Source organism: Yeosuana aromativorans (assembly GCF_014646655.1).
Lineage (GTDB): Bacteria > Bacteroidota > Bacteroidia > Flavobacteriales > Flavobacteriaceae > Yeosuana > Yeosuana aromativorans.
The window spans coordinates 163,323-184,791 of sequence record NZ_BMNR01000002.1 but is presented as its reverse complement, the minus strand read 5'-3'; the positions used below and the strand labels follow the sequence as shown (position 1 = coordinate 184,791).

General features: G+C 35.9%; 21 protein-coding genes and 1 tRNA gene. 12 read left to right on the top strand and 10 right to left on the bottom strand.

Annotated elements, in window-relative coordinates:
* Positions 1–64 precede the first annotated feature (64 nt).
* Together IEW94_RS04175 and IEW94_RS04170 are read right to left on the bottom strand one after the other, a co-directional pair.
* On the bottom strand, positions 65–691 hold the full coding sequence (locus IEW94_RS04175; RefSeq protein WP_188650336.1) for a CPBP family intramembrane glutamic endopeptidase: 627 nt from the start codon (positions 689–691) through the stop codon (positions 65–67).
* A 1-nt stretch (position 692) separates the two neighbouring features.
* Positions 693–1,151 (bottom strand): Lrp/AsnC family transcriptional regulator, encoded by a 459-nt coding sequence (locus IEW94_RS04170; RefSeq protein ID WP_188650334.1) that lies wholly within the window; start codon positions 1,149–1,151, stop codon positions 693–695.
* 159 nt (positions 1,152–1,310) lie between these two features.
* Between IEW94_RS04170 and IEW94_RS04165 the strand changes: the two genes are divergently transcribed.
* The 5 genes from IEW94_RS04165 (at position 1,311) to IEW94_RS04145 (ending at position 5,453) form a co-directional block, all read left to right on the top strand.
* Positions 1,311–2,516 (top strand): aminotransferase class I/II-fold pyridoxal phosphate-dependent enzyme, encoded by a 1,206-nt coding sequence (locus IEW94_RS04165; protein ID WP_188650333.1) that lies wholly within the window; start codon positions 1,311–1,313, stop codon positions 2,514–2,516.
* 103 nt (positions 2,517–2,619) lie between these two features.
* Positions 2,620–4,110 (top strand): Na+/H+ antiporter NhaC, encoded by a 1,491-nt coding sequence (gene nhaC, locus IEW94_RS04160; RefSeq protein ID WP_188650331.1) that lies wholly within the window; start codon positions 2,620–2,622, stop codon positions 4,108–4,110.
* A 140-nt stretch (positions 4,111–4,250) separates the two neighbouring features.
* Positions 4,251–4,895 (top strand): peroxiredoxin, encoded by a 645-nt coding sequence (locus tag IEW94_RS04155; protein ID WP_188650329.1) that lies wholly within the window; start codon positions 4,251–4,253, stop codon positions 4,893–4,895.
* Positions 4,896–4,900: 5 nt separating this feature from the next.
* Positions 4,901–5,215, top strand: coding sequence for a thioredoxin family protein (locus IEW94_RS04150; protein ID WP_188650327.1), 315 nt, complete (start codon positions 4,901–4,903; stop codon positions 5,213–5,215).
* Positions 5,196–5,453, top strand: a complete 258-nt coding sequence (locus tag IEW94_RS04145) for a DUF6952 family protein (protein ID WP_188650325.1) — start codon at positions 5,196–5,198, stop codon at positions 5,451–5,453. The genes IEW94_RS04150 and IEW94_RS04145 overlap by 20 nt, the downstream gene beginning before the upstream one ends.
* 80 nt (positions 5,454–5,533) lie before the next feature.
* Here IEW94_RS04145 and katG read toward each other — a convergent pair whose 3' ends face one another.
* A complete protein-coding gene (gene katG, locus IEW94_RS04140; RefSeq protein WP_188650323.1) occupies positions 5,534–7,699 on the bottom strand; it encodes a catalase/peroxidase HPI in 2,166 nt (721 codons plus the stop codon).
* Between the two features lie 322 nt (positions 7,700–8,021).
* Here katG and tpx point away from each other — a divergent pair, with 322 nt between their 5' ends.
* From tpx to ribB, 6 genes are all read left to right on the top strand, one after another.
* Positions 8,022–8,522: a thiol peroxidase gene (tpx, locus tag IEW94_RS04135; protein ID WP_188650321.1), complete on the top strand. Its 501-nt coding sequence runs from the start codon at positions 8,022–8,024 to the stop codon at positions 8,520–8,522.
* 19 nt (positions 8,523–8,541) lie between these two features.
* A complete protein-coding gene (locus IEW94_RS04130) occupies positions 8,542–8,916 on the top strand; it encodes a diacylglycerol kinase (RefSeq protein WP_188650319.1) in 375 nt (124 codons plus the stop codon).
* 137 nt (positions 8,917–9,053) lie between these two features.
* Positions 9,054–11,420, top strand: coding sequence for an FtsK/SpoIIIE family DNA translocase (locus IEW94_RS04125; protein WP_188650317.1), 2,367 nt, complete (start codon positions 9,054–9,056; stop codon positions 11,418–11,420).
* An 18-nt stretch (positions 11,421–11,438) separates the two neighbouring features.
* Complete coding sequence (gene lolA1 / locus IEW94_RS04120) at positions 11,439–12,074, top strand: outer membrane lipoprotein periplasmic chaperone LolA1 (RefSeq protein WP_188650315.1); 636 nt, start codon at positions 11,439–11,441, stop codon at positions 12,072–12,074.
* Positions 12,075–12,135: 61 nt separating this feature from the next.
* Positions 12,136–14,076: an LptF/LptG family permease gene (locus tag IEW94_RS04115; protein ID WP_373286589.1), complete on the top strand. Its 1,941-nt coding sequence runs from the start codon at positions 12,136–12,138 to the stop codon at positions 14,074–14,076.
* A 16-nt stretch (positions 14,077–14,092) separates the two neighbouring features.
* Entirely contained in the window at positions 14,093–15,253 is a 1,161-nt protein-coding gene (ribB, locus tag IEW94_RS04110; RefSeq protein WP_188650311.1) for a 3,4-dihydroxy-2-butanone-4-phosphate synthase, read from the top strand.
* On the opposite strand, the gene IEW94_RS04105 is transcribed toward ribB, so the two are convergent.
* From IEW94_RS04105 to IEW94_RS04090, 4 genes are all read right to left on the bottom strand, one after another.
* On the bottom strand, positions 15,250–16,344 hold the full coding sequence (locus tag IEW94_RS04105; protein ID WP_188650309.1) for a glycoside hydrolase family 16 protein: 1,095 nt from the start codon (positions 16,342–16,344) through the stop codon (positions 15,250–15,252). The genes ribB and IEW94_RS04105 overlap by 4 nt on opposite strands.
* Before the next feature lie 115 nt (positions 16,345–16,459).
* A complete protein-coding gene (locus tag IEW94_RS04100) occupies positions 16,460–17,656 on the bottom strand; it encodes a DegT/DnrJ/EryC1/StrS family aminotransferase (protein WP_188650307.1) in 1,197 nt (398 codons plus the stop codon).
* 11 nt (positions 17,657–17,667) lie between these two features.
* Positions 17,668–18,303 carry an NAD(P)H-dependent oxidoreductase gene (locus IEW94_RS04095; protein ID WP_188650304.1) on the bottom strand — a complete coding sequence of 212 codons (636 nt, stop codon included), beginning with the start codon at positions 18,301–18,303 and terminating at the stop codon, positions 17,668–17,670.
* Between the two features lie 12 nt (positions 18,304–18,315).
* On the bottom strand, positions 18,316–19,071 hold the full coding sequence (locus IEW94_RS04090) for a sulfite exporter TauE/SafE family protein (protein WP_188650302.1): 756 nt from the start codon (positions 19,069–19,071) through the stop codon (positions 18,316–18,318).
* 103 nt (positions 19,072–19,174) lie between these two features.
* On the opposite strand from IEW94_RS04090, the gene IEW94_RS04085 reads away from it, so the two are divergent.
* Positions 19,175–19,259 (top strand) — tRNA-Ser (locus IEW94_RS04085).
* Positions 19,260–19,415: 156 nt separating this feature from the next.
* Here the strand turns inward: IEW94_RS04085 and IEW94_RS04080 are convergent.
* The 3 genes from IEW94_RS04080 to IEW94_RS04070 form a co-directional block, all read right to left on the bottom strand.
* Entirely contained in the window at positions 19,416–20,057 is a 642-nt protein-coding gene (locus tag IEW94_RS04080; RefSeq protein WP_188650300.1) for a DUF6266 family protein, read from the bottom strand.
* 156 nt (positions 20,058–20,213) lie between these two features.
* Entirely contained in the window at positions 20,214–20,627 is a 414-nt protein-coding gene (locus tag IEW94_RS04075) for a DUF6943 family protein (protein WP_188650298.1), read from the bottom strand.
* A gap of 253 nt (positions 20,628–20,880) precedes the next feature.
* Complete coding sequence (locus IEW94_RS04070; protein ID WP_188650296.1) at positions 20,881–21,174, bottom strand: helix-turn-helix domain-containing protein; 294 nt, start codon at positions 21,172–21,174, stop codon at positions 20,881–20,883.
* Between the last annotated feature and the right edge of the window lie 295 nt (positions 21,175–21,469).

The following is a 21,469-nucleotide window of genomic DNA, read 5'->3' as shown; positions in this document are numbered from 1 at the left end:
ACTAGGCATTTATTTATTGCTAAAAATAACAAAAAAGTTTAGACAATAGTTTCAAAAACCAAACTTAAGAAGGAAATCCCAGCATCCCGCCCATTCCTACCGTAAATAGCCAACACCCATAAATAGCATGCTCAATTGACACCAAAACCGTAGATTTTGTTTTGCTGTATGTATAAGCAAATAACAAGCCTCCTAAAAAAGTAAGCACAAGTACCAACGTATTCTTAAAGAAAATATGACCGAGAGAAAAAACCACGGCATTCAAAAATTGCAACTGGCTCTTTTTTGTAAAGAATGCTTCATAACGCTTAAAGAAAAACGTTCTGTAAATCAATTCCTGGGGGTATACTGAAAACACACTATAAATAAATAAAACAAACAGCCACAACGTTGGTTTGTCTGCCACTACCCTAAAAAGCGCTGAAGCATCTGTAAAATAGACATAACCCATTGTTACCAGAACTATAATAACAAACTTTAGAAAGGTTTCTTTCCAAAAGGATTTCCAATTTAGATTTGACGCCAATTTGAATTTGCATCTTTCTATTTTTAAAAGCACATAAATGATATACCAAAATCCTAAAAAACCAATTGCTAGTTTTATCCATACCGAAAATGTAATGGCAAAACTTATTGGCAACAAAATAAAAACAATGAACAATTCTATGAGTTTGTAATTAACAGATTTCATATCAAATATTTATGGCCGTTGTATGTTTCACCTCATTGATTACAAACATACTGTGCGTACTGCCAATGTGATCAATATTGGTCAGTTTATTGACCATGAATTCCCTAAAGGATTCCATATCGGTTACCATAACTTTTAATAAATAATCATAATCCCCACTAATATGGTAACATTCCATTACTTCGCTCAAAGTGGCCACTTCTCTCTCAAATTTCACCACGTAATCCTGGGCATGTTGAATAAGTTTAATATGACAAAATGCAACAAATGCTTTGTCAACTTTTTCTTTTTTAACTAAAGCAACATATTTATCAATTATTCCTTCTTTTTCAAGCTTTTTAATACGCTCATAAACCGCCGTTACCGAAAGATGCAGTTTATTGGACAACTCCTTATTGGTCTGTTTACAATCCTGCTGTAAATATGTCAATAATTGCCTATCAATAGAGTCTAATATCATAACAGAAAATTTTTCATCAATCATTCATTAAATCAACTAACAAATTGTTATTTATCACCAAATATAATAATTTATAGTTTTATTATCTAAATAACACCATATTCATTGTTTTTTAATCTAAAAAATAAGAAATTTGATAGAATCAAAAAACTAAATTTTATGTCATTCAAACCCGCAAACAACATACAGGATTTACAATATTTTGGTGAATTTGGAGGTGTCAATCCTTCTATATCAGATTCCTCCACATACACCTTTCTCTCAGCAAAAACCATGTTTGACACCTTTGAAGGAAATGCCGATGGTTGTTATTTATATTCCAGGCATTCCTCCCCTTCCAATTTATATTTGGGAGAAGCCTTGGCCGCCATGGAAGGCACAGAAACTGCTAATGTTACGGCATCAGGAATGGGAGCCATTACACCCGTGTTATTGCAACTTTGCCAATCTGGTGATCATATTGTAAGTAGCCGCACCATTTATGGGGGAACGTACGCCTTTTTAAAGAATTTCATTCCTAGAATGAATATAAAAACCTCGTTTGTCGATATAACAAACCCCAAAGCTGTTGAGGCAGCTATCAATAAAAACACCAAAGTAATTTATTGCGAATCGGTTAGTAATCCGCTTTTGGAGGTTGCCGACATTCCTGCTTTAGCTAAAATTGCTAAAAAACACAACCTTAAACTGATCATTGACAATACCTTTTCACCGCTTTCCATTTCGCCTGCTATTTTAGGTGCTGACGTGGTTATTCATAGTTTAACAAAATTCATCAATGGATCCAGTGACACGGTTGGCGGTGTGGTTTGTGGCACACAGGAATTCATTAATGATTTGCGCAATGTTAACAATGGTGCTTGCATGCTGCTGGGCGCCACCATGGATAGCTTGAGAGCCGCTTCGGTATTGAAAAACTTAAGAACGCTTCATATCCGAATGAAGCAACACAGCAAAAATGCGTTATTTCTTGCTGAAAAATTTGAGGCTGATGGTCTTAAAACGGTTTATCCTGGTCTAAAATCGCACCCATCCCATGAGTTGTTTAAAAGCATGATGCACCCAGATTATGGTTTTGGAGGCATGCTTACCATTGATGTAGGTTCACTTGACAAAGCCAATGAACTTATGGAACTTATGCAGAATAACAATCTTGGTTATTTGGCAGTAAGCCTTGGGTTTTACAAAACCTTATTTAGTGCGCCTGGAACATCAACATCCAGTGAAATTCCTGAAGACGAACAAAAAGAAATGGGTTTGAGTGATGGATTGATACGCTTTTCCATAGGATTGGATGATGATATTGAGAGAACCTACAAGATGATGCGACAATGTATGGAGCAACTTAATATTTTAACTGCATAAACTTTTTTAATTTGATATTGATAAAACCCAAAAGCTAACTTTTGGGTTTTTGCTTTGTAATTTTTAATCTAAAAGCGTAACATTACAATCCAAAATAAAAAGCATGCAACATAAAAACGATAATCTAGACATAGATATTGATGATATTATTTTACACGACAACAAATCCCTTCGCTTTTGGGAAGCCTTAATCCCAATTATTGTTTTAATCATTTTACTGGCATATAACGTTTATATTTATTCTGATGAAGCCACTAGCGGCCCCAATCAGTTCGCATTGATTTTTGCGGGCGTAGTTGCTGCCATTATTGGCTTTTCAAAAAACATACGTTACAACGATATGCTTGAGGCTGTGGTTGACAACGTAAAATCGACTGGCTCTGCCATTTTTATATTGTTAATGGTTGGTGCCTTGGCTGGCACATGGCTGATTAGCGGTATTATACCAACCATGATTTTTTACGGATTAAAAATATTAAACCCTACCTTCTTTCTAGCAGCTGCCTTGCTTATTTGTTGCATCATTTCATTGGCCACAGGAAGCTCATGGACTACAACAGCCACTATTGGAATTGCCTTAATGGGCATTGGAAAAGCCTTGGAATTACCGCCTGGCATGATTGCCGGTGCCGTATTGTCTGGAGCCTACTTTGGTGATAAAATGTCACCTTTAAGCGATACCACCAACCTAGCTCCCGCCATGGCTGGAACAGATGTTTTTACACATGTTAAATACATGGCTTACACCACAGTTCCCACCATAACCATAACATTGATACTATTTCTTATTTTGGGATTTCAACATGAAAGTGTTGACTTACAAGATAATTCGGCATTGGTAAGCAGCATACAAAACACCTTTAATGTCAACCCCTTGCTGTTTATTGTGCCACTTGTTGTAATCATCATGATTGTTAAAAAAGCAAAGCCATTGACCGCTTTGTTTGTAGGAACGATTTTAGCCGGAATTTTTGCGGTTATTTTTCAACCGGAAATTGTGATGAAAATTGCTGGAAGTGACACCTTTAATTTTGATTCGGCTTATAAAGGCGTTATGAACGCCATGACTACCGATGTCTATATTCCCTCGGGAAATAAAATACTGGATGAAAATGAATTATTTTCATCAGGAGGCATGGGCGGTATGTTATCCACTATTTGGTTGATATTGTGCGCCATGTTTTTTGGTGGCATCATGCAAGAAATTGGTGCCTTGCAAAAAATAAGCGATAGCTTGCTAAAAGTAGCCAAATCCACTTTTGGATTGTTTGCCAGCACAACGTTTACGTGTATTTTCTTTAACGGAACTGCCAGCGATCAATACCTCGCCATAGTAGTACCAGGGAAAATGTATCAAAAAGCTTTTAATGACCGTGGTTTAGCGCCAGAAAACCTTAGTAGAACCCTAGAAGATTCTGGAACCGTAACGTCCATTTTGTTCCCTTGGAACACAGGTGGTGCCTATCAGTCCAAAACATTGGGTGTTGGAACAGGTGAATATGTTTGGTACGCCTTTTTCAATTTGATCAGTCCCATAATGACCTTGATATTCGCTTATTTCAACATTAAAATAAGAAAGCTGACATCCAAATAAATTTCTATTTCTTTAGCTGATTTTTTTCAATAATAAAATTCTATTATGCCATAAGAATTTAAAATTTTTTTCAAGTTGAATTTTTACGATGCATATTATATTTGCCGTCAGAAAATTTTAACAATTAAAAATAAAAACACATGGCATTTGTAGGAAAAAAATTTCCAAATTTAAACGTTGACGCAATGAACGATATGGGCGATACTTTTAAAGTAAACGTTCTAGAAGAAGCTATCAACAACAAGAAAAAAGTAATCCTTTTTTGGTATCCTAAAGATTTTACCTTTGTTTGTCCAACTGAATTGCATGCTTTTCAAGCAGCTTTAGGTGAGTTTGACAAAAGAAACACAATTGTAATTGGTGCCTCTTGTGACACGCCAGAAGTCCATTTTGCTTGGTTAAATACTCCAAAAAACAATGGTGGCATTGAAGGTGTAACCTACCCTATCCTAGCTGATTCCAACAGAAATCTTGCTTCTGCATTAGGTATTTTAGACATCACCAATGAACAATACAATGAAGAAACCGGTTTATATACTGTAGAAGGTGACAACGTAACCTATAGAGCTACTTACATTATTGATGAAAACGGTATTGTACAACACGAAGGCATCAACAACATGCCAATTGGTAGAAATGTAAATGAGTTCATCCGTATCATTGATGCTTTGACACATGTTCAAGAAAAAGGCGAAGTGTGCCCTGCAAACTGGGAAGACGGTAAAAACGCTATGAAAGCAGATAGACATTCTACTGCAGAGTATTTATCAGCACAATTAAATTAACAAATATGCTTCAAGAATTAGAACAAGATAACTTACAAGATATCATTGCAAACAATGACACCGTAGTTGTTCAATACTCAGCTACCTGGTGTGGCAACTGCAGAATCATGAAGCCAAAAGTAAAAAAACTGGCTTCAGAGAATGATGCTATCACATTTGTTATTGCTGATGCTGAACAATTTCCAGAATCCAGAAAGCTGGCTACGGTTGACAATTTACCAACCTTTGCTGCTTTTAAAAATGGAGCTTTTGTCAATCAGGTGCAAACCAATAAGTTTGATGTTTTAAAAGATCTAGTAAATGAAGTTACCAGTAATTAAACATTTAACACAGTTTATAGAGGACAACGATGAGGATTTTATTGTTGAAACCATTGAGACTTTAGAAAACCTTACTGAAGTACCTTCGTTAAAAGATGAAGAACTGGATGTTATTGGAGAATTGATATCCAATATGTATGGTGCTTTAGAAGTTAACAAAATGGTTAAGGATGGTACGCCTAAAAAAGAGGCCTTAAACCAATTTATGTCAAGGGTTTTAGGCTCTATTGACAAATAGAAAGTAATACTTTGTTACATTGATAATAAAAAAGGGCTTCAACATGTTGAAGCCCTTTTTGTTTAATATATCCAAATGATTTATGCTAAATCAAAGCGATCGGCATTCATCACTTTTACCCAAGCATTTACAAAGTCCTTAACAAACTTTTCTTTGTTATCATCTTGTGCATACACTTCGGCGTAGGCCCTTAAAATAGAGTTCGATCCAAAAACCAAATCCATTCTGGTCGCGGTCCATTTGGCTTTTCCTGTTTTACGGTCACAAATTTCGTAAATACCATTTTGGGTAGGTTTCCAGTAATTGGCCATGTCGGTTAGATTTACAAAAAAGTCATTGGTTAACGCCCCTTCATTGTTCGTTAAAACACCATGTTTTGTACCGCCATGATTGGTTCCCATCACACGCATACCGCCTACCAAAACAGTCATTTCAGGCGCAGTTAATCCCATCAACTGGGTACGGTCTAACATTAATTCCTCTGGGGTTACCACATAATCTTTCTTCAACCAATTTCTGTAACCATCTGCCAGAGGTTCTAATGGTTCAAATGATTCCGCATCGGTCATGTCGGCTGTTGCATCGCCACGTCCAGGTGCAAATGGTACTTTTATGTTCATACCCGCATTTTGAATGGCTTTTTCCAACCCAACATTACCTGCCAAAACAATGGTATCAGCAATACTAATACCAAATTCAGCTGCAATGGGCTCTAAAACTGAAAGCACATGGGCTAAACGTTTTGGCTCATTTCCTTCCCAATCTTTTTGGGGTGCCAAACGTATTCTTGCACCATTGGCACCTCCTCTGTAGTCAGACCCTCTAAAGGTACGGGCACTGTCCCAAGCAGTAGAAACCATGTCTGCAATAGAAAGTCCTGAAGCCGCTATTTTAGCTTTTACTGCCTCTACATTGTAATCTTTTTTGCCTTTTGGAATAGGGTCTTGCCAGATTAAATCTTCTTGAGGCACATCAGGCCCATAATATCTATCTTTTGGGCCCATATCACGATGCGTTAATTTAAACCAAGCACGGGCAAAAGCATCAGAAAATGCCTCAAAATCATTTTTGAACTTCAATGAGATTTCTCGATACGTAGGATCAACTTTCATAGCCATATCAGCATCGGTCATAATAGGATTCTGAGGAGTTTTCATATCTTCTACATCAACGGGCATATCTTCTTTGTTGATGCTTACTGGTTCCCATTGCCAAGCTCCTGCAGGACTTTTACGTGATTCCCACTCATGATTGAACAACATTTCAAAATAGCCATTATCCCATTTTGTAGGATGTTTTGTCCAGGCACCTTCCAATCCGCTGGTTACCGTATCACGCCCTTTACCGGTTCTTGTAGGGTTGGACCATCCAAATCCTTGCTCTTCAACTGGAGCAGCCTCAGGTGCAGGCCCTAAAATACTGGCATCTCCGTTTCCATGTGTTTTTCCAACGGTGTGTCCACCAGCCGTTAGAGCAACCGTTTCCTCATCATTCATGGCCATTCGCTTAAATGTTTCCCTAACCTGTGCGGCCGTTTTCATAGGGTCAGGATTACCGTTGACACCTTCAGGATTTACATAAATCAATCCCATTTGCACAGCTGCCAAAGGATTTTCCATAGTAGATGGCTTGGAAACATCCTCATAACGATTGTCACTTGGTGCTAACCATTCTTTTTCTGCGCCCCAATACGTGTCTTTTTCTGGCCCCCAAATATCCTCTCTTCCAAAGGCAAAACCAAAGGTTTTGAACCCCATGCTTTCATAGGCAATATTTCCAGCCAAAATAATCAAGTCTGCCCAACTGACTTTATTCCCATATTTTTTCTTAATAGGCCAAAGCAATCGTCTGGCTTTATCCAAACTTACATTGTCTGGCCAAGAATTCAATGGTGCAAAACGTTGGTTTCCGGTTCCACCACCACCACGGCCATCAGCAATCCTATACGAGCCTGCTGCATGCCAAGCCATACGTATCATCAATCCTCCATAGTGACCCCAATCTGCAGGCCACCAATCTTGGCTATCCGTCATTAAATCATGCAAATCCTTCTTAAGTGCTTCAACATCTAATTTTTTTAATTCTTCACGATAATTGAAATCTTTCTCCAAAGGATTTGTCTTGGTGTCATGTTGGTGCAAAATGTCCAGATTTAGCGTGTTTGGCCACCAATCGGTTACCGATTTTTCAGTAATGGTGTTACCGCCATGCATAACAGGGCATTTTCCTTGTTTTGAACTGTTCATATTCTTAAATATTTAGTTATAATTGAGTAAATCTTGTCATCCTTAAAGTTATGAATAACTAGTTAAATAAAAGACCTAATCGATTTTAAAATATTATCTTAAAATTGATAAAATTTATTAGCAAGGTCAACCCAATAAGAAGTAGCAATTGAATTCCGGATCAGCACTCTGCTTTTTAAAATGGTCTCCCATCAAACATCAAAGATGTTTTATGTCTATCTGATTAAGAATATTTTAACAATTTCATTCAAAAAAACCATCTGTGACATTTATCAAAATTATTAAATATTAGTAATTTTACGGTTTAGTATAAATTATAATTATGGCAACAGTAACACTTAAAGGCAACACCATTGAAACATCTGGAAACCTCCCAAAAATTGGCAGTAAAGCACCAGATTTTAAGCTAACCGCTACAGACTTATCAACCAGGACCTTAAATGATTTCAAGGGGCATCAATTAGTGCTCAATATCTTCCCAAGTATTGATACAGGTACCTGTGCACAATCTGTTAGACAGTTTAACAAAGAAGCCAGTGAGCTTAAAAACACGAAGGTATTGTGCATTTCTAAAGACTTACCTTTTGCGCACAGCCGTTTTTGTGGGGCTGAAGGGTTGAACAATGTAGTGAGTTTATCTGATTACAAAAATGGTAGTTTTGGCAAAACCTATGGTGTAGATTTTATTACCGGACCATTGGAAAGTTTATTGTCCAGATCTGTTGTTGTAATTGATGAACATGGTATTATTACCCACACAGAGCAAGTGAGCGAAACCGTTAATGAACCCGATTATTCTGCAGCTTTAAAGGCTCTCAAATAATACAAGAAAACATATTTTAATGGGCCAGAAGAAATCCTTTATTGTAAACAGATTAAAGAGTATAGGGTTTGCTTTTAAGGGCGCTATGTTTCTTTTAAAAACCGAAGCCAGCATTCAAGTTCAATTTGTTATTGCTGTAGTTTTAACCGGTTTGGGTTTTTATTTTAAGATTTCCACTGTTGAATGGCTATTTCAAATATTAGCCATCGGATTGGTTATTAGCATTGAAAGCATCAATACGGCCATTGAAGCAATAGCTGATTTTATCCACCCAGAAAATCATAAAAAAATTGGCTTGATAAAAGACATTGCCGCTGGCGCCGTTTTTATAGCTGCGTTTTTTGCCAGTATTGTTGGTTTGATTATTTATGTCCCTAAAATTTTCCAACTATAACATCACTTTTTTTCGTATTACAAACAGTGACACATTTGGCAAACAACCTTGTATTGAACTATCGTTTTGCAATTTTTTAAAATAAAGTTTCGTTAATGGTAGTAATTTGTATTTTTGTTTAAAATAACAGCGCATTAATGGCGAAGACCAAAACCAAAACTAAAAAACCTTCTAAACCCAAATTTAAATTCAAAAGCTTTAAGCTATCCAATCAGCAAAAGCTAATTTTGGGTAGCTTTTTAGTTATTTTTGGCATTATATTATGCATTGCCTTTATCTCATTTTTCTTTACTGGAGATGCTGACCAAAGCACCTTATCTGAATTTGCCTCGCGCAAAACAAAAGCAGATAATTGGTTGAATAAATCTGGGGCTTGGCTAAGTGATTTTTTTATACAACGAGGGTTTGGTGTGTCTTCATTTATATTTTCTGGATTGGTTTTTCTATCTGGCATTTATGTCCTTTTGGATTCCAGTAGAGCAAAACTCAGAAAGCATTGGTTTTGGGGCATTATAAGCATTATTTGGTTATCCGTTCTTTTTGGTTTTTTTACCAATTACAATGATGCACTTGGTGGTACGGTCGGTTTTGAAATCAATAGTTTTTTACAGGATTATTTGGGCATAATAGGAACCTCACTGCTGTTATTGTTCACATTGATAACATTTCTTGCCATTCGATTTAAAGTTACAACAGAGAGTTTTGCAAGATTATTCAAATCAGCAAAAAAAGATTTTAAAGATGAGTTCAACTATGAGGATGATAATTTCAACGTTTCTTTAGACAACGATTTATCTCTTGAGGCGGAAGCAATAAAATCAGCTTATGAAATACCTTTAGAGGAAGATACCATTGAAACTAAACATTCAGTCAAGGACACAAAAAAAGAGACGGCCTCAAAAACTGATGATACTGATTTAGAGATGATTGTTGAAAAAGCCGAGGAAGAACTTTCGGAAACGGATAATCTAGCTAATAAACTTGTTGAAGACTATGGTCAATTTGACCCAACTTTAGAGCTGGGGAATTACCAATTTCCGCATTTAGATCTCTTAAAGAAATATGATTCTGAAGGCATCACAATCAATCAAGAGGAATTAGAAACCAATAAAAACAGGATTGTTGAAACCCTGAACAATTATAATATTGGTATAGCTAGCATTAAAGCAACCATTGGACCAACCGTGACGCTCTATGAAATAGTTCCGAATGCTGGTGTGAGAATTTCAAAAATCAAAAATCTGGAAGATGATATTGCCTTATCGCTTTCGGCATTGGGTATCCGTATTATTGCTCCTATACCAGGAAAAGGAACCATTGGTATTGAAGTGCCCAACACCAACGCCACCATAGTATCCATGCGCTCAGTCATTGCGTCCAAAAAGTTTCAAAATTCTGAGATGCAATTGCCAATTGCTTTAGGTAAAACCATTAGTAACGAAACCTTTGTGGTTGATCTTGCCAAAATGCCCCACTTGCTTATGGCCGGTGCAACAGGGCAAGGTAAATCAGTCGGATTGAATGCCGTTTTAACATCGTTGCTTTATAAAAAACATCCAGCCGAGGTTAAGTTTGTTTTGGTGGATCCCAAAAAAGTGGAACTAACACTGTTCAATAAAATTGAACGCCATTATTTAGCTAAGCTGCCTGATAGTGAGGATGCTATCATAACAGACAACAATAAGGTCATCAATACACTAAACTCATTGTGTATTGAAATGGACAACCGGTATGAGCTCCTTAAAAATGCTTTATGCCGAAACATTGCCGAATACAATGTGAAATTTAAAGCCCGGAAATTAAACCCAAATGAGGGGCATCAATTCTTGCCTTACATTGTCTTGGTAATTGATGAGTTTGCCGATTTAATCATGACCGCAGGCAAGGAAGTAGAAACACCCATTGCACGTTTGGCTCAGCTTGCCCGTGCCATTGGTATCCATTTAATCATTGCTACCCAACGCCCATCGGTTAACGTTATTACGGGAATTATTAAGGCCAATTTCCCGGCGCGTATAGCGTTTAGGGTAACGTCAAAAATAGACTCCAGAACGATTTTGGACGGTTCTGGTGCCGATCAGCTTATTGGTCGTGGTGATATGCTCTTTACCCAAGGAAATGATTTAATACGCGTACAATGTGCCTTTGTTGACACACCAGAAATTGAAAAAATAACTGAGTTTATCGGTTCACAAAAAGCCTATCCTGAAGCTTTTATTTTACCAGAGTACATTGGCGAAGAAAGCGGCACAAGTCTTGATATAGATATATCAGACAGGGATAAACTATTTAGGGAAGCCGCTGAAGTAATCGTTACCGCACAACAAGGTTCTGCATCACTTTTGCAACGCAAACTTAAATTGGGTTATAACCGAGCTGGAAGATTGATTGACCAACTGGAAGCTGCTGGCATTGTTGGTCCTTTTGAAGGTAGTAAAGCCAGACAAGTTTTAGTACCCGATTTAACAGCATTGGATAAACTTTTAGAAAACGAAAATTCATAAAATAATTAAAGATTGAACATGAAGCATTTAATAGTAGTATTTTTTGTGTTGTTGAACATAAACAGTTTTGCACAAAAAAGTGGAAAAGCCTTATTAAAGGAAGTCTCTGATAAAGTAAATAGTTACGACAATATTTCTATTGACTTTAAATATGTCCTTGAAAACACAGCAGAAAACATCAAACAAGAAACACGTGGCGATGTTGTTTTAGAAGGTGACAAATACAAACTTAACATTCTTGGTGTAACACGTTTATTTGACGGAAAAACACTCTATAACATAAGCCCAGAGGATGAAGAAGTGACCGTGTCAACCGCACATGATGACGATGATGACATTGTGGCGCCCAGTAAAATGCTGTCGTTTTATGAAAATGGATATACCAGCAAAATGGATATCATACAAGATGTAAAAGGTCGGAAAATTCAATATGTTAAACTTATCCCTATCGATTCAAATTCTGATATAAAATATATCTTGCTTGGTATTGATTCTCAAACAAAACACATTTATAATTTAATCCAAATAGGAAAAAACGGTACCAAAACAACATTGACTGTTAATTCATTCAAAACAAATGAGCCGTTATCAAAAACCTTATTTAACTTTGATGCTACTAAATACAAAGATTACTATATCAACAAACTAGATTAGGTAGCACTTGAAAATACTGGACCGATACATATTAACCTCCTACCTTAAAACGTTTATCAGCGTGTTTTTAATTCTCATGCTGATTTTTGTATTACAGACCATTTGGCTTTACATACGCGAATTGGCAGGTAAGGATTTGGATATGGGTGTAATTTTTAAGTTTTTGATTTACTTCATGCCAAAGCTTATTCCTTTGGTATTACCATTGACCATTCTTTTGGCATCCATCATGGTATTTGGGGATTTTGCTGAAAATTATGAGTTTGCCGCCATGAAATCCACAGGAATCTCATTAATGAGAGCTATGTCTGGATTAGGTGTTTTTATTGTTATCTTAGGTATTACTACGTTTTTCTTTTCCAATAACGTTATTCCATGGGCAGAATACAATTCGTTTAATCTTCGTAAAAATATAGCCAAGCGAAAACCGGCAATGATTTTGGCAAAAGACCAGTTTAATGACATTACCGGTACGCCATACAATATTAAATTTTCCGATAAGAGTGGTGATAAAGGCCAGTATTTAAAAAATGTTATCATTCATATCAAAGGAAGTGATGGCCGAACCAATGCAACGACCATAAAATCAAAATCTGGAGAACTTATCAGTTCTGAAGAATCAAACGTTTTAAAACTTGTCCTTTTTGATGGTAATTATTATAGTGATTTGAAACCTAAAAGTTACAAGGACCGAGATAAAGTCCCTTTTGCAAAAAGCAAGTTTGAAAAATATACCATCAATATTGATTTGTCTTTTCTGAACAATGAGGATGATTTAGATGATAAGAGTGTCACTAATAAATACAATATGTTAAACGTTAGCGATCTGGATTATACACTTGATTCATTATCGCAACAAAACCACAAAGAATTTGAGGAGTTTTCCAATAGAATGTACCAGCGTACTATAACGCCATCAATAAACAAGGCCATAACAACGTCTCCCAAAAAAGAAGTTGAGCAAAAAAACGATTCTATTTATGCCGGTAACATTCTTGACCTTTTTGACACAAAAAAGAAAACGCAAATATTAAATATTGCCCTTAATACTGTCAAAAGCACCAGTTTAGATGTTGACAGAAGAAAGAATGCCTTTAAAATTTCAAGAATAACATTCAACAAGCACATCATAGCTTTGCATGAAAAATTGGCGCTTGGATTTGCATGTATCATTCTGTTTTTTGTGGGTGCACCATTAGGTGCCCTAATCAGAAAAGGTGGTATAGGACTGCCAATGGTTGTAGCCATATTATTGTTTTTGACCTATCACTTCATAGGAATATTTGCTACAAATAGCGCCAAAAGTGGTGGTTTAAATCCTATTATTGCCACTTGGTTTTCTACATTGGTCATGTTTCCGTTAAGTATATTTTTAACAAAAAGAGCTACTGAAGACAGAGGTTTATTTGAATTTGGAAACTTTATCGAGCCTTTAAAAAAGTTACTCAACATTAAAGACGATGAAAGTCTGGACTATAAGTTTTTGTTGTCTTTCACCAATGAGAGATTAATGGACGTTGTAAACAATTATGATTCATTAGGCTATGATGAAGGAAGCCGATATGAAGCCATCAAAATATTAAATTCACGGGATATCTCTTTGGATGAACTCAGGCAACAAGGCATTGACATAAACAGAACATTTGATGATGCCACTAAACTAAGTAATGACTACCTAGAACATTCAAAATTTGCGATAGTTTTGTATTGGATTGGTGCTGTTATATTAATTCTGTTTTTTATTTTCAGAAACAATAAGCTACCGTCATTAGCTTCAGCATCCATACAATTAAGTATCATTTCACTGTTTTTATTTGTTGTTTACACAATCAAATCTTACGTAAACATAAGAGGCTTTTATGCAACCATCAACAAAAAAAGCAGAACCCCACATATCATTATTCAACTCATTGGATTACCATTTTACTTCCTTAATTATTTCCTTTTGAAAAGGAAGATTAAAGACGATTTAAAACAAAATTGTTTAGATAGTTTAAAATAAGCAATATCTTTGCGCCATGATTATAGAAATGAAAACACCTTCAAAACCAACTGAATTTAAGCTAGATACCATTCATGACGCCATTGACGATATAAGAAATGGTAAGGTCATTATTGTAGTAGATGATGAAAACAGGGAGAATGAAGGCGATTTTGTAGCAGCTGCTGATAAAGTGACACCACAAATGATAAACTTCATGGCTACCCACGGTAGAGGCCTTATTTGTGCACCGCTTACAGAAAACAGATGTAATGAGCTGGAGTTGAACATGATGGTGAGAAACAACACAGACCACATGGAAACCGCATTTACGGTGTCCGTTGATTTGCGTGGAAATGGTGTTACAACTGGCATATCAGCCAGTGATAGGGCAAAAACCATAAAAGCACTTATCAACCCCGATACCAAACCGTTTGAATTGGCGAAACCAGGACATGTGTTTCCATTGGTTGCCAAAGAAGGAGGCGTGTTGAGACGAACTGGACATACAGAAGCCGCCATTGATTTTGCCAGATTAGCAGGCTTAAAACCAGCTGGTGTTATTGTTGAAATCATGAATGAAGATGGAAGTATGGCGCGTTTGCCACAGCTTATTGAAGTAGCCAAAAAATTAAATCTTAAAATTGTTTCCATTGAAGATTTAGTGGCCTATAGAATGCAGCACGACTCGTTAATTGATAAAAAAGAGGATTTTCAAATAGAGACCCGTTTTGGTAGTTTTAGGTTAAGAGCCTATCAGCAAACAACCAATAACCAAATACATATAGCACTCACTAAAGGACAATGGAAAGACAATGAGCCTGTTCTTACCAGAATAAACTCCACATTGGTCAATAATGATATCCTTGGAACGCTAACCAATAATGTTGATAAGCAACTGGATGATATGTTCAAGGTCATCAATGATGAAGGCAAAGGGGCTATTATCTTTATTAACCAAGAAGTGCAATCCATGAACATCTTAAAACGTTTGGAATTTTTAAAGAACAATCAAAAGCCCAACAAAGTAGCAAAAGCGCCACGAGTTGATATGGACAGTAGGGATTTTGGTATTGGCGCTCAAATATTGCACGATTTAAATATCCATAAACTGCGCATTATTTCAAACTCCGAACAAACCAAACGGGTTGGATTGATTGGTTATGGCTTGGAGATTGTTGAGTATGTAGCCTATTAATTTATGATTACCTTTTTGGATGATTTTTTATTGCCTGAATATATGTTGAGCAAATAAAATCCAGCATTTAGATTGCTGACATCTAAAGTCTTCATTTTTTTTGTCTGACTCAATATACGCTTTCCAAAAACATCATAAAGTTCAACCTTATCAATAACAGATGACGTGGAAATAGTAATTTGTGAATGAGCAGGATTTGGAAAAACCTTTACATCAGAAATTTCATGTTCTGAATTACTTAAAGCACTTAACTGATACACCCTTACATAATCAATCACCATGGAACTTTGAGTGAATGCTGGATCAATGGTCCCGGCTACACCACCCATAGCAACATTCAACAAAATGTACTGATCTTTATCAAAAGGCCATGTATTGGCATCTTTAACGGTCGGGTTGTATGTATAGTATATGACGCCGTCCAGCAAAAATGAAATTTGGTCAGGTGACCAATTCATGGAATACACATGAAAATTATTTTGGATATCAGAAGCCACAACGCCGCCTTTGTTATAAGTATTTCCATTTGAAGATGGCGTATGCAGGGCGCTTTGCACAAAATTAATATCTTGCCCCGGGAAAATACCGTGTTCCATAATGTCTATTTCACCACAATATGGCCAATTGGTTGTTCCGTAGGTTGCATCCCAATAACCACCATTTTCATTGATGTTTTTACCTAGGGTCCAAATGGCAGGCCAAGTTCCAGATTCTATCGGCAATTTGGCTCTAACATCAATCCGTCCGTAGGTAAATGCAAACTTTGAATTTAGTCGTGCCGAAGTATATTGTTTTGTAACGCTTTGATCTGTAAACGATTCTTTCTTGGCTACAATATTCAAGAATCCACCACTTACAAACGAATTATCAATTCTATTGCTGTAGTGCTGTTCTTCTCCGTTGTACCAACCGCCACCAGCAGGCAACTGGGTTTGGTGAAACCAATTGGTGGAATTCACAGGATTGGTTCCGGCAGTATCAAATTCATCTGACCATACTAAATTATCATAAACAACATCTACTTGAGCTATGCAAAATTGGTTAAAAGATAAAACGAAAACGAAAGTGGTAAGAATATAAAACTGCCTCATAGTTAAGTATTGATTTTTATATTTTAATAGAATTTAACAATAATACATTAATAATCTGAAACCTTATAAAAATCAACCTATACAAAAACCATACAGCTTCTGTAAAAGCTCAAAGCTAGCTCAAAACTGAACGAATGATGTTAACCATTTTTCTAGCTCTTTCTTTTGTTTCTCCTTCTGTCCAGGACAGTTTAATTAAACAAGACAAATTTCTTCCTATGAAATAATCAGACTTTTCAAAAGTTTTGGTTTCCAAATATTTCAGCCCATTTCTAACATCCTCATGAATGGGGTACAATGTTTTAATATTTTTTAAGTGCTCCCATTTACGGACATAGTGCCAATTGTTGTCATAGTAATGAAAGCATCCGTCAATTCCTTGTTCTTTAAAAGCAACTGATACTTTTCGGGTTGCTTCCAAATCTGGTAAAAAGAAGTTTAAAAATGAATAATTTTCCTCACCGCCTTCTGGAACAGTTCTAAACACAACTTCGGGTATTTCTGATAATGCCTCCCTTAAAATGGTGTAATGTTTCTTTTGAATGGCTATGAACTCGTTTAAGCGCCTAACTTGTGCCAATCCTACCGCTGCATTAAGTTCTGAAATCCTGAAATTATATCCCAAAAACGGATGGGTTTCTGCTCCCCTATCAGTTCCTACATGGTCATGACCATGGTCTGAAAAATGATCAGCATTTTGGGCAAACTTTGAATTGTTAGTAATAACGGCACCACCTTCACCACAAGTAATAGTTTTAACAAAATCAAAGGAAAAACTGCCCACATCGCCGTAACTGCCCAAGGCTTTTCCTTGGTAAGTTCCACCAATAGCTTGGCAGGCATCTTCTACCAAAACAAGATGATGTGCATCACAAATAGCTTTCAATGCTTGCAAGTTGGCCATACTACCACACATATGAACTGGCATAATAGCTTTAGTCTTTGGGGAAATGGCATTTTTTACTGAATCTATGTCCAGGGTTAATGTATCATCAATATCCACTAAAACAGGAATGGCACCTAACATCATAACGGCCTCAAAACTGGCTACAAACGTAAAACATGGCATAATCACTTCATCACCAGCGCCAACACCTGCAATAGCCAATGATACCGAAACAGCGGCCGTACCACTGCTTAACAATTGGGCGTGTTTAACTTGAAACTGGTTTTGAATTTCGGTTTCCAATTCCTTGGATTTCCAATGGCCTTTCCGCATGCCATCAAAGCCATAGCGCATCAAAACGCCACTGTTTAAAACATCATTCACCTCTTTGCGTTCGTTATCTCCAAATAATTCAAATCCTGGCATATACTCCTTTTTTAATTTAATTCAATAATCGTTTCGTCTAATGGTTTTCTCACCTTTTTAAAATCGGCAAACATATCATCTTCAGCTCTGTAGCCTACCGGCAGCAATAAAACGGATTTTAATCCTTTTTCTTTTAAATTCAGAATGTCATCATATTTTTCTGGTATAAAGCCTTCCATAGGACAAGAATCAATTTCTTCAATAGCACAAACCGTCATTAGATTACCCAATGCAATGTAAGCTTGGTTCAAGGACCATTGCTGCTGTTCTTCTATAGTCATTTTTTGAATCATTTTTATCAAATCATTTCTGTATGGCTTTAGAATTTCATCAGGTGTATTTCTGGTGGTTTTGATATTATTGTAATAATCAACCACATCTAAATCCGATATATTATCCTGAATACAAATCACCAACAATTGTGATGCATCTGCTACCTGTTTTTGGTTATATGAATAAGGAACCAATGCAGATTTTAAGTCCTCATTGCTCACAACAATCAAACTCAAGGTTTGAAGCCCAAAAGACGTTGCTGTAAGATTAAAAGCTTGTTTTAAGGTATCTATTTTATCTTGTGGCAGCTTTTTGTTTCTATCAAATTTTTTGGTGGCATAGCGCCATTCCAATTGTTCTATAATATCACTCATTATGTAATCATTTTAAAAAAACCATAGTTTAATGGCCATTCCCATTACCATTATTATCAAAAATATTTTCACAATTCCATCGCCTTTATTTATGGACCATCGGCTGGTAAACCACCCGCCAACCGCTTGTCCGGAAGCTAAGGTTAATCCAGCCCCCCAGTCCAATTTCAAGTTAATTCCAAACATAAAAAGTGCAACTATGGAATACGTAAAGATAACCAGCACTTTAATGACATTGGATTTGATTAAGGTTAAATGATTTATGGAGGATAAAGCCAACAGAATAAATAAACCAGCTCCTGCTTGAATAAAACCTCCATATATACCAATAAAGAAAAATACGATGATGCTGTATTTTAAATACTTTCCTGTAATTCTATCTGCTAATTCATTAAAATTCTGTTTGGGCCTAAAAACCATGAAACCCACAACGGTAATCATGACGATGGCTAAAATTTTATTAAATAATTCACCCCTAATATCTATAGCCAATTTAGCTCCTATAACAGCCCCAACAGTTGCCGATATTGATAAATAAAAAGGGAAAGGCGATTTACCGATTGCCCCTTTGCTTTTGTATCCTGCAATGTTGAAAAACGTTTGAATCAATACAGCTATCCTATTGGTTCCATTAGCAATATTTGAAGGCAATCCAACAAAGATCAAGACAGGAAGTGTAAGCAAAGAACCGCCACCACTCATGGTATTAATAATTCCCACCAAAATACCTACAGCAACTAAAAGCAGATAGTAATACCAATGTTCCATAGAACAAAAATAGGGTCTAAAAACGAATTAGAATGAATAAAACAAAAAAAAGAAAAAAGGTTTTTTAGATAGGAAAAAGGTTTCTATATTTGCAACCGCATTTGGAGAAATGGCAGAGTGGTCGAATGCGGCAGTCTTGAAAACTGTTGAGGGTCACACCTCCGGGGGTTCGAATCCCTCTTTCTCCGCTAAAAACAAACCCTAACAATTGAAAATCAATTAGTTAGGGTTTTTATTTTGTCAATATCCCCACATAATCCCCACTATATTTTATTATAAAAAAGCATAAAAAAACCGTTACAAATTAATGCAACGGTCATTTAACCATTTAATTAGGATCACTTTTAAGATGCCGTACCACTACCTAAATAAACGCTATTTGAAACTTGAGAACCATCTTCAGATACAAATGCCATAAAAAGCTCTACAATATCTCCTGTATAGGAGTTTGGAATTGTAACAGTTTGTGTTTGTATAGTTCTAACTGCACCATTAAGAATAGAAATTGATTCTTTCTTACTTGGGTTATAAACTAGTACCATAGCTTTGTCTGTTACATTAGCATTAGCTTCTGTCGAATTATCATCCCAATTAAAAGTTACTTGTCCTGGGGTTGCTAAATTGGTTGTACCATTTAAAACTCCAGATAAAGAACCTCTACTTAATAGAGCTAAAGAATAGTCAATCGTGAAGTTAGGAGCTATACCTCCTACTGCATTATTTAACACATAAGACATTGCTGCATTAAATGCTGTTTTTTTAACAGCAAAAGACTTATAACCGATTTTAATAAAATCGCTTGTAGCCTGCAAATACTCCAATGTAATAGTAAATTTATTACGCTGATTTACTTGTCCCTCTGTTCGAGGATTAGCCACACTCGTCGGCTTAATTCTGATGTAATCAATACCTTTCCAACTTCCACCAATCACATTTCCTACTTTTCCTGATAATCCTCCTAGGATTCCTTGACCAATTTTTCCCATAACATATATAACAATTTTTAATTAATATTCATTCGGACTTGGTACGGACTTTATATAGATAAAACAACTCGATGCTTTATAATATTAAACGAAAAATAAGTCCTTTTGTTCGTTTATTTTGTCTCTTTCTCCTCCTTTGCCGTTGTTTACATCTGTTTACTTTGTTTTAAAACATATTTGAATATATGAGGTTTTTAGTTTTTCAAACTTTGAAAGAGCCTCTGTAAGTTGTAATTGCTTTTGATTTATAGAACATACTACTTTAATGTATTTTTCAATTTCAATTTTTCTTGAAAATGCGTTTTTTAGAGTGTTTCTACAATCATCTATTGATATAAAAGGAATAACACTTCCTTTTAAATAATAAGCATAAAAACCACCTATTTGAAGCATCATAGATAAATGAAAAAGGGTGTGTTTTTCTTTTTTGGTTGATGTTAGGACCACAAAACAGTTAGGACAAGGATCTGGGAGCGGTTTCCCGCTGTTAAGACCTTTGTTTAGTATAAAAAAATGATGATGCGAATAAGTTTTTCCGATTTGGTGTGTTTTCATTTCAAAAGTTGACATAGCTATCCAATTTAAATTGCTTCGCTACGCTTCGCGCCATAAATTTTTTAAAAGAAAAGAAAAAAAGAAAGCCGATTTTTAGGTGGCGTGGATAAGGCTGTCAAGGTTTTTGGATAAAAGTTTTTTTAAATAAAAATGTATCAATAAAAACTAAAGACTTCTGAAAAAAAAGTTTTATTCAAAACCCGTAGGGCTTGACCTTTATAGCTTTGTGCGGTGGGCTAAGGAAGCCTCTTATATTTGCTATCTTTTTTTATTTTTTTCTTATCGTTTGTCTTTCTATTAAATCTAAAATTGCTTGTTTTTGAAAATAAACACGGTTTCCAATATGAACTCGATTTATAATACCATAATTAGCCCATTGATGAATAGTTACTAAACTTACTTTTAAATAATCGGCAGTTTCTTGTCTTGTTAATAAGCCTTCGTCTTTTGTAGAACTAATTTGTTTTAAATAAGCTTCCATTTTCAAAAGGAGTTTATCAGCTACTTTTTCTGCTAATTCGTCAACTGTTACTTCTTGGATTTGAATTGTTTTTGTTATCATTTTAAGTTGTATTTAATATTACCTAAAGATATTATTTCGCAGGTAATCTAGCCGAGCGAGCCGGCTGCGAGTTGAGCAAGGGTGCTGGGGTAAATAGCCCGTTGCATTTTTCTGCAAAAGGGCGTACCACAGCAACGGTTTACCGCAAGGGTGGCGGATTTTTTGATTCTAATATTGTAACAGGAAGATTTTTATTGGTAGTACAAAATAATCATGTTTAGGCAAGTGCAAGGAATGAAGGAGGTAATGGAAGGTTTGGATGTAGTTTTCATTTAAGGTTTGGCGTTATATTCAT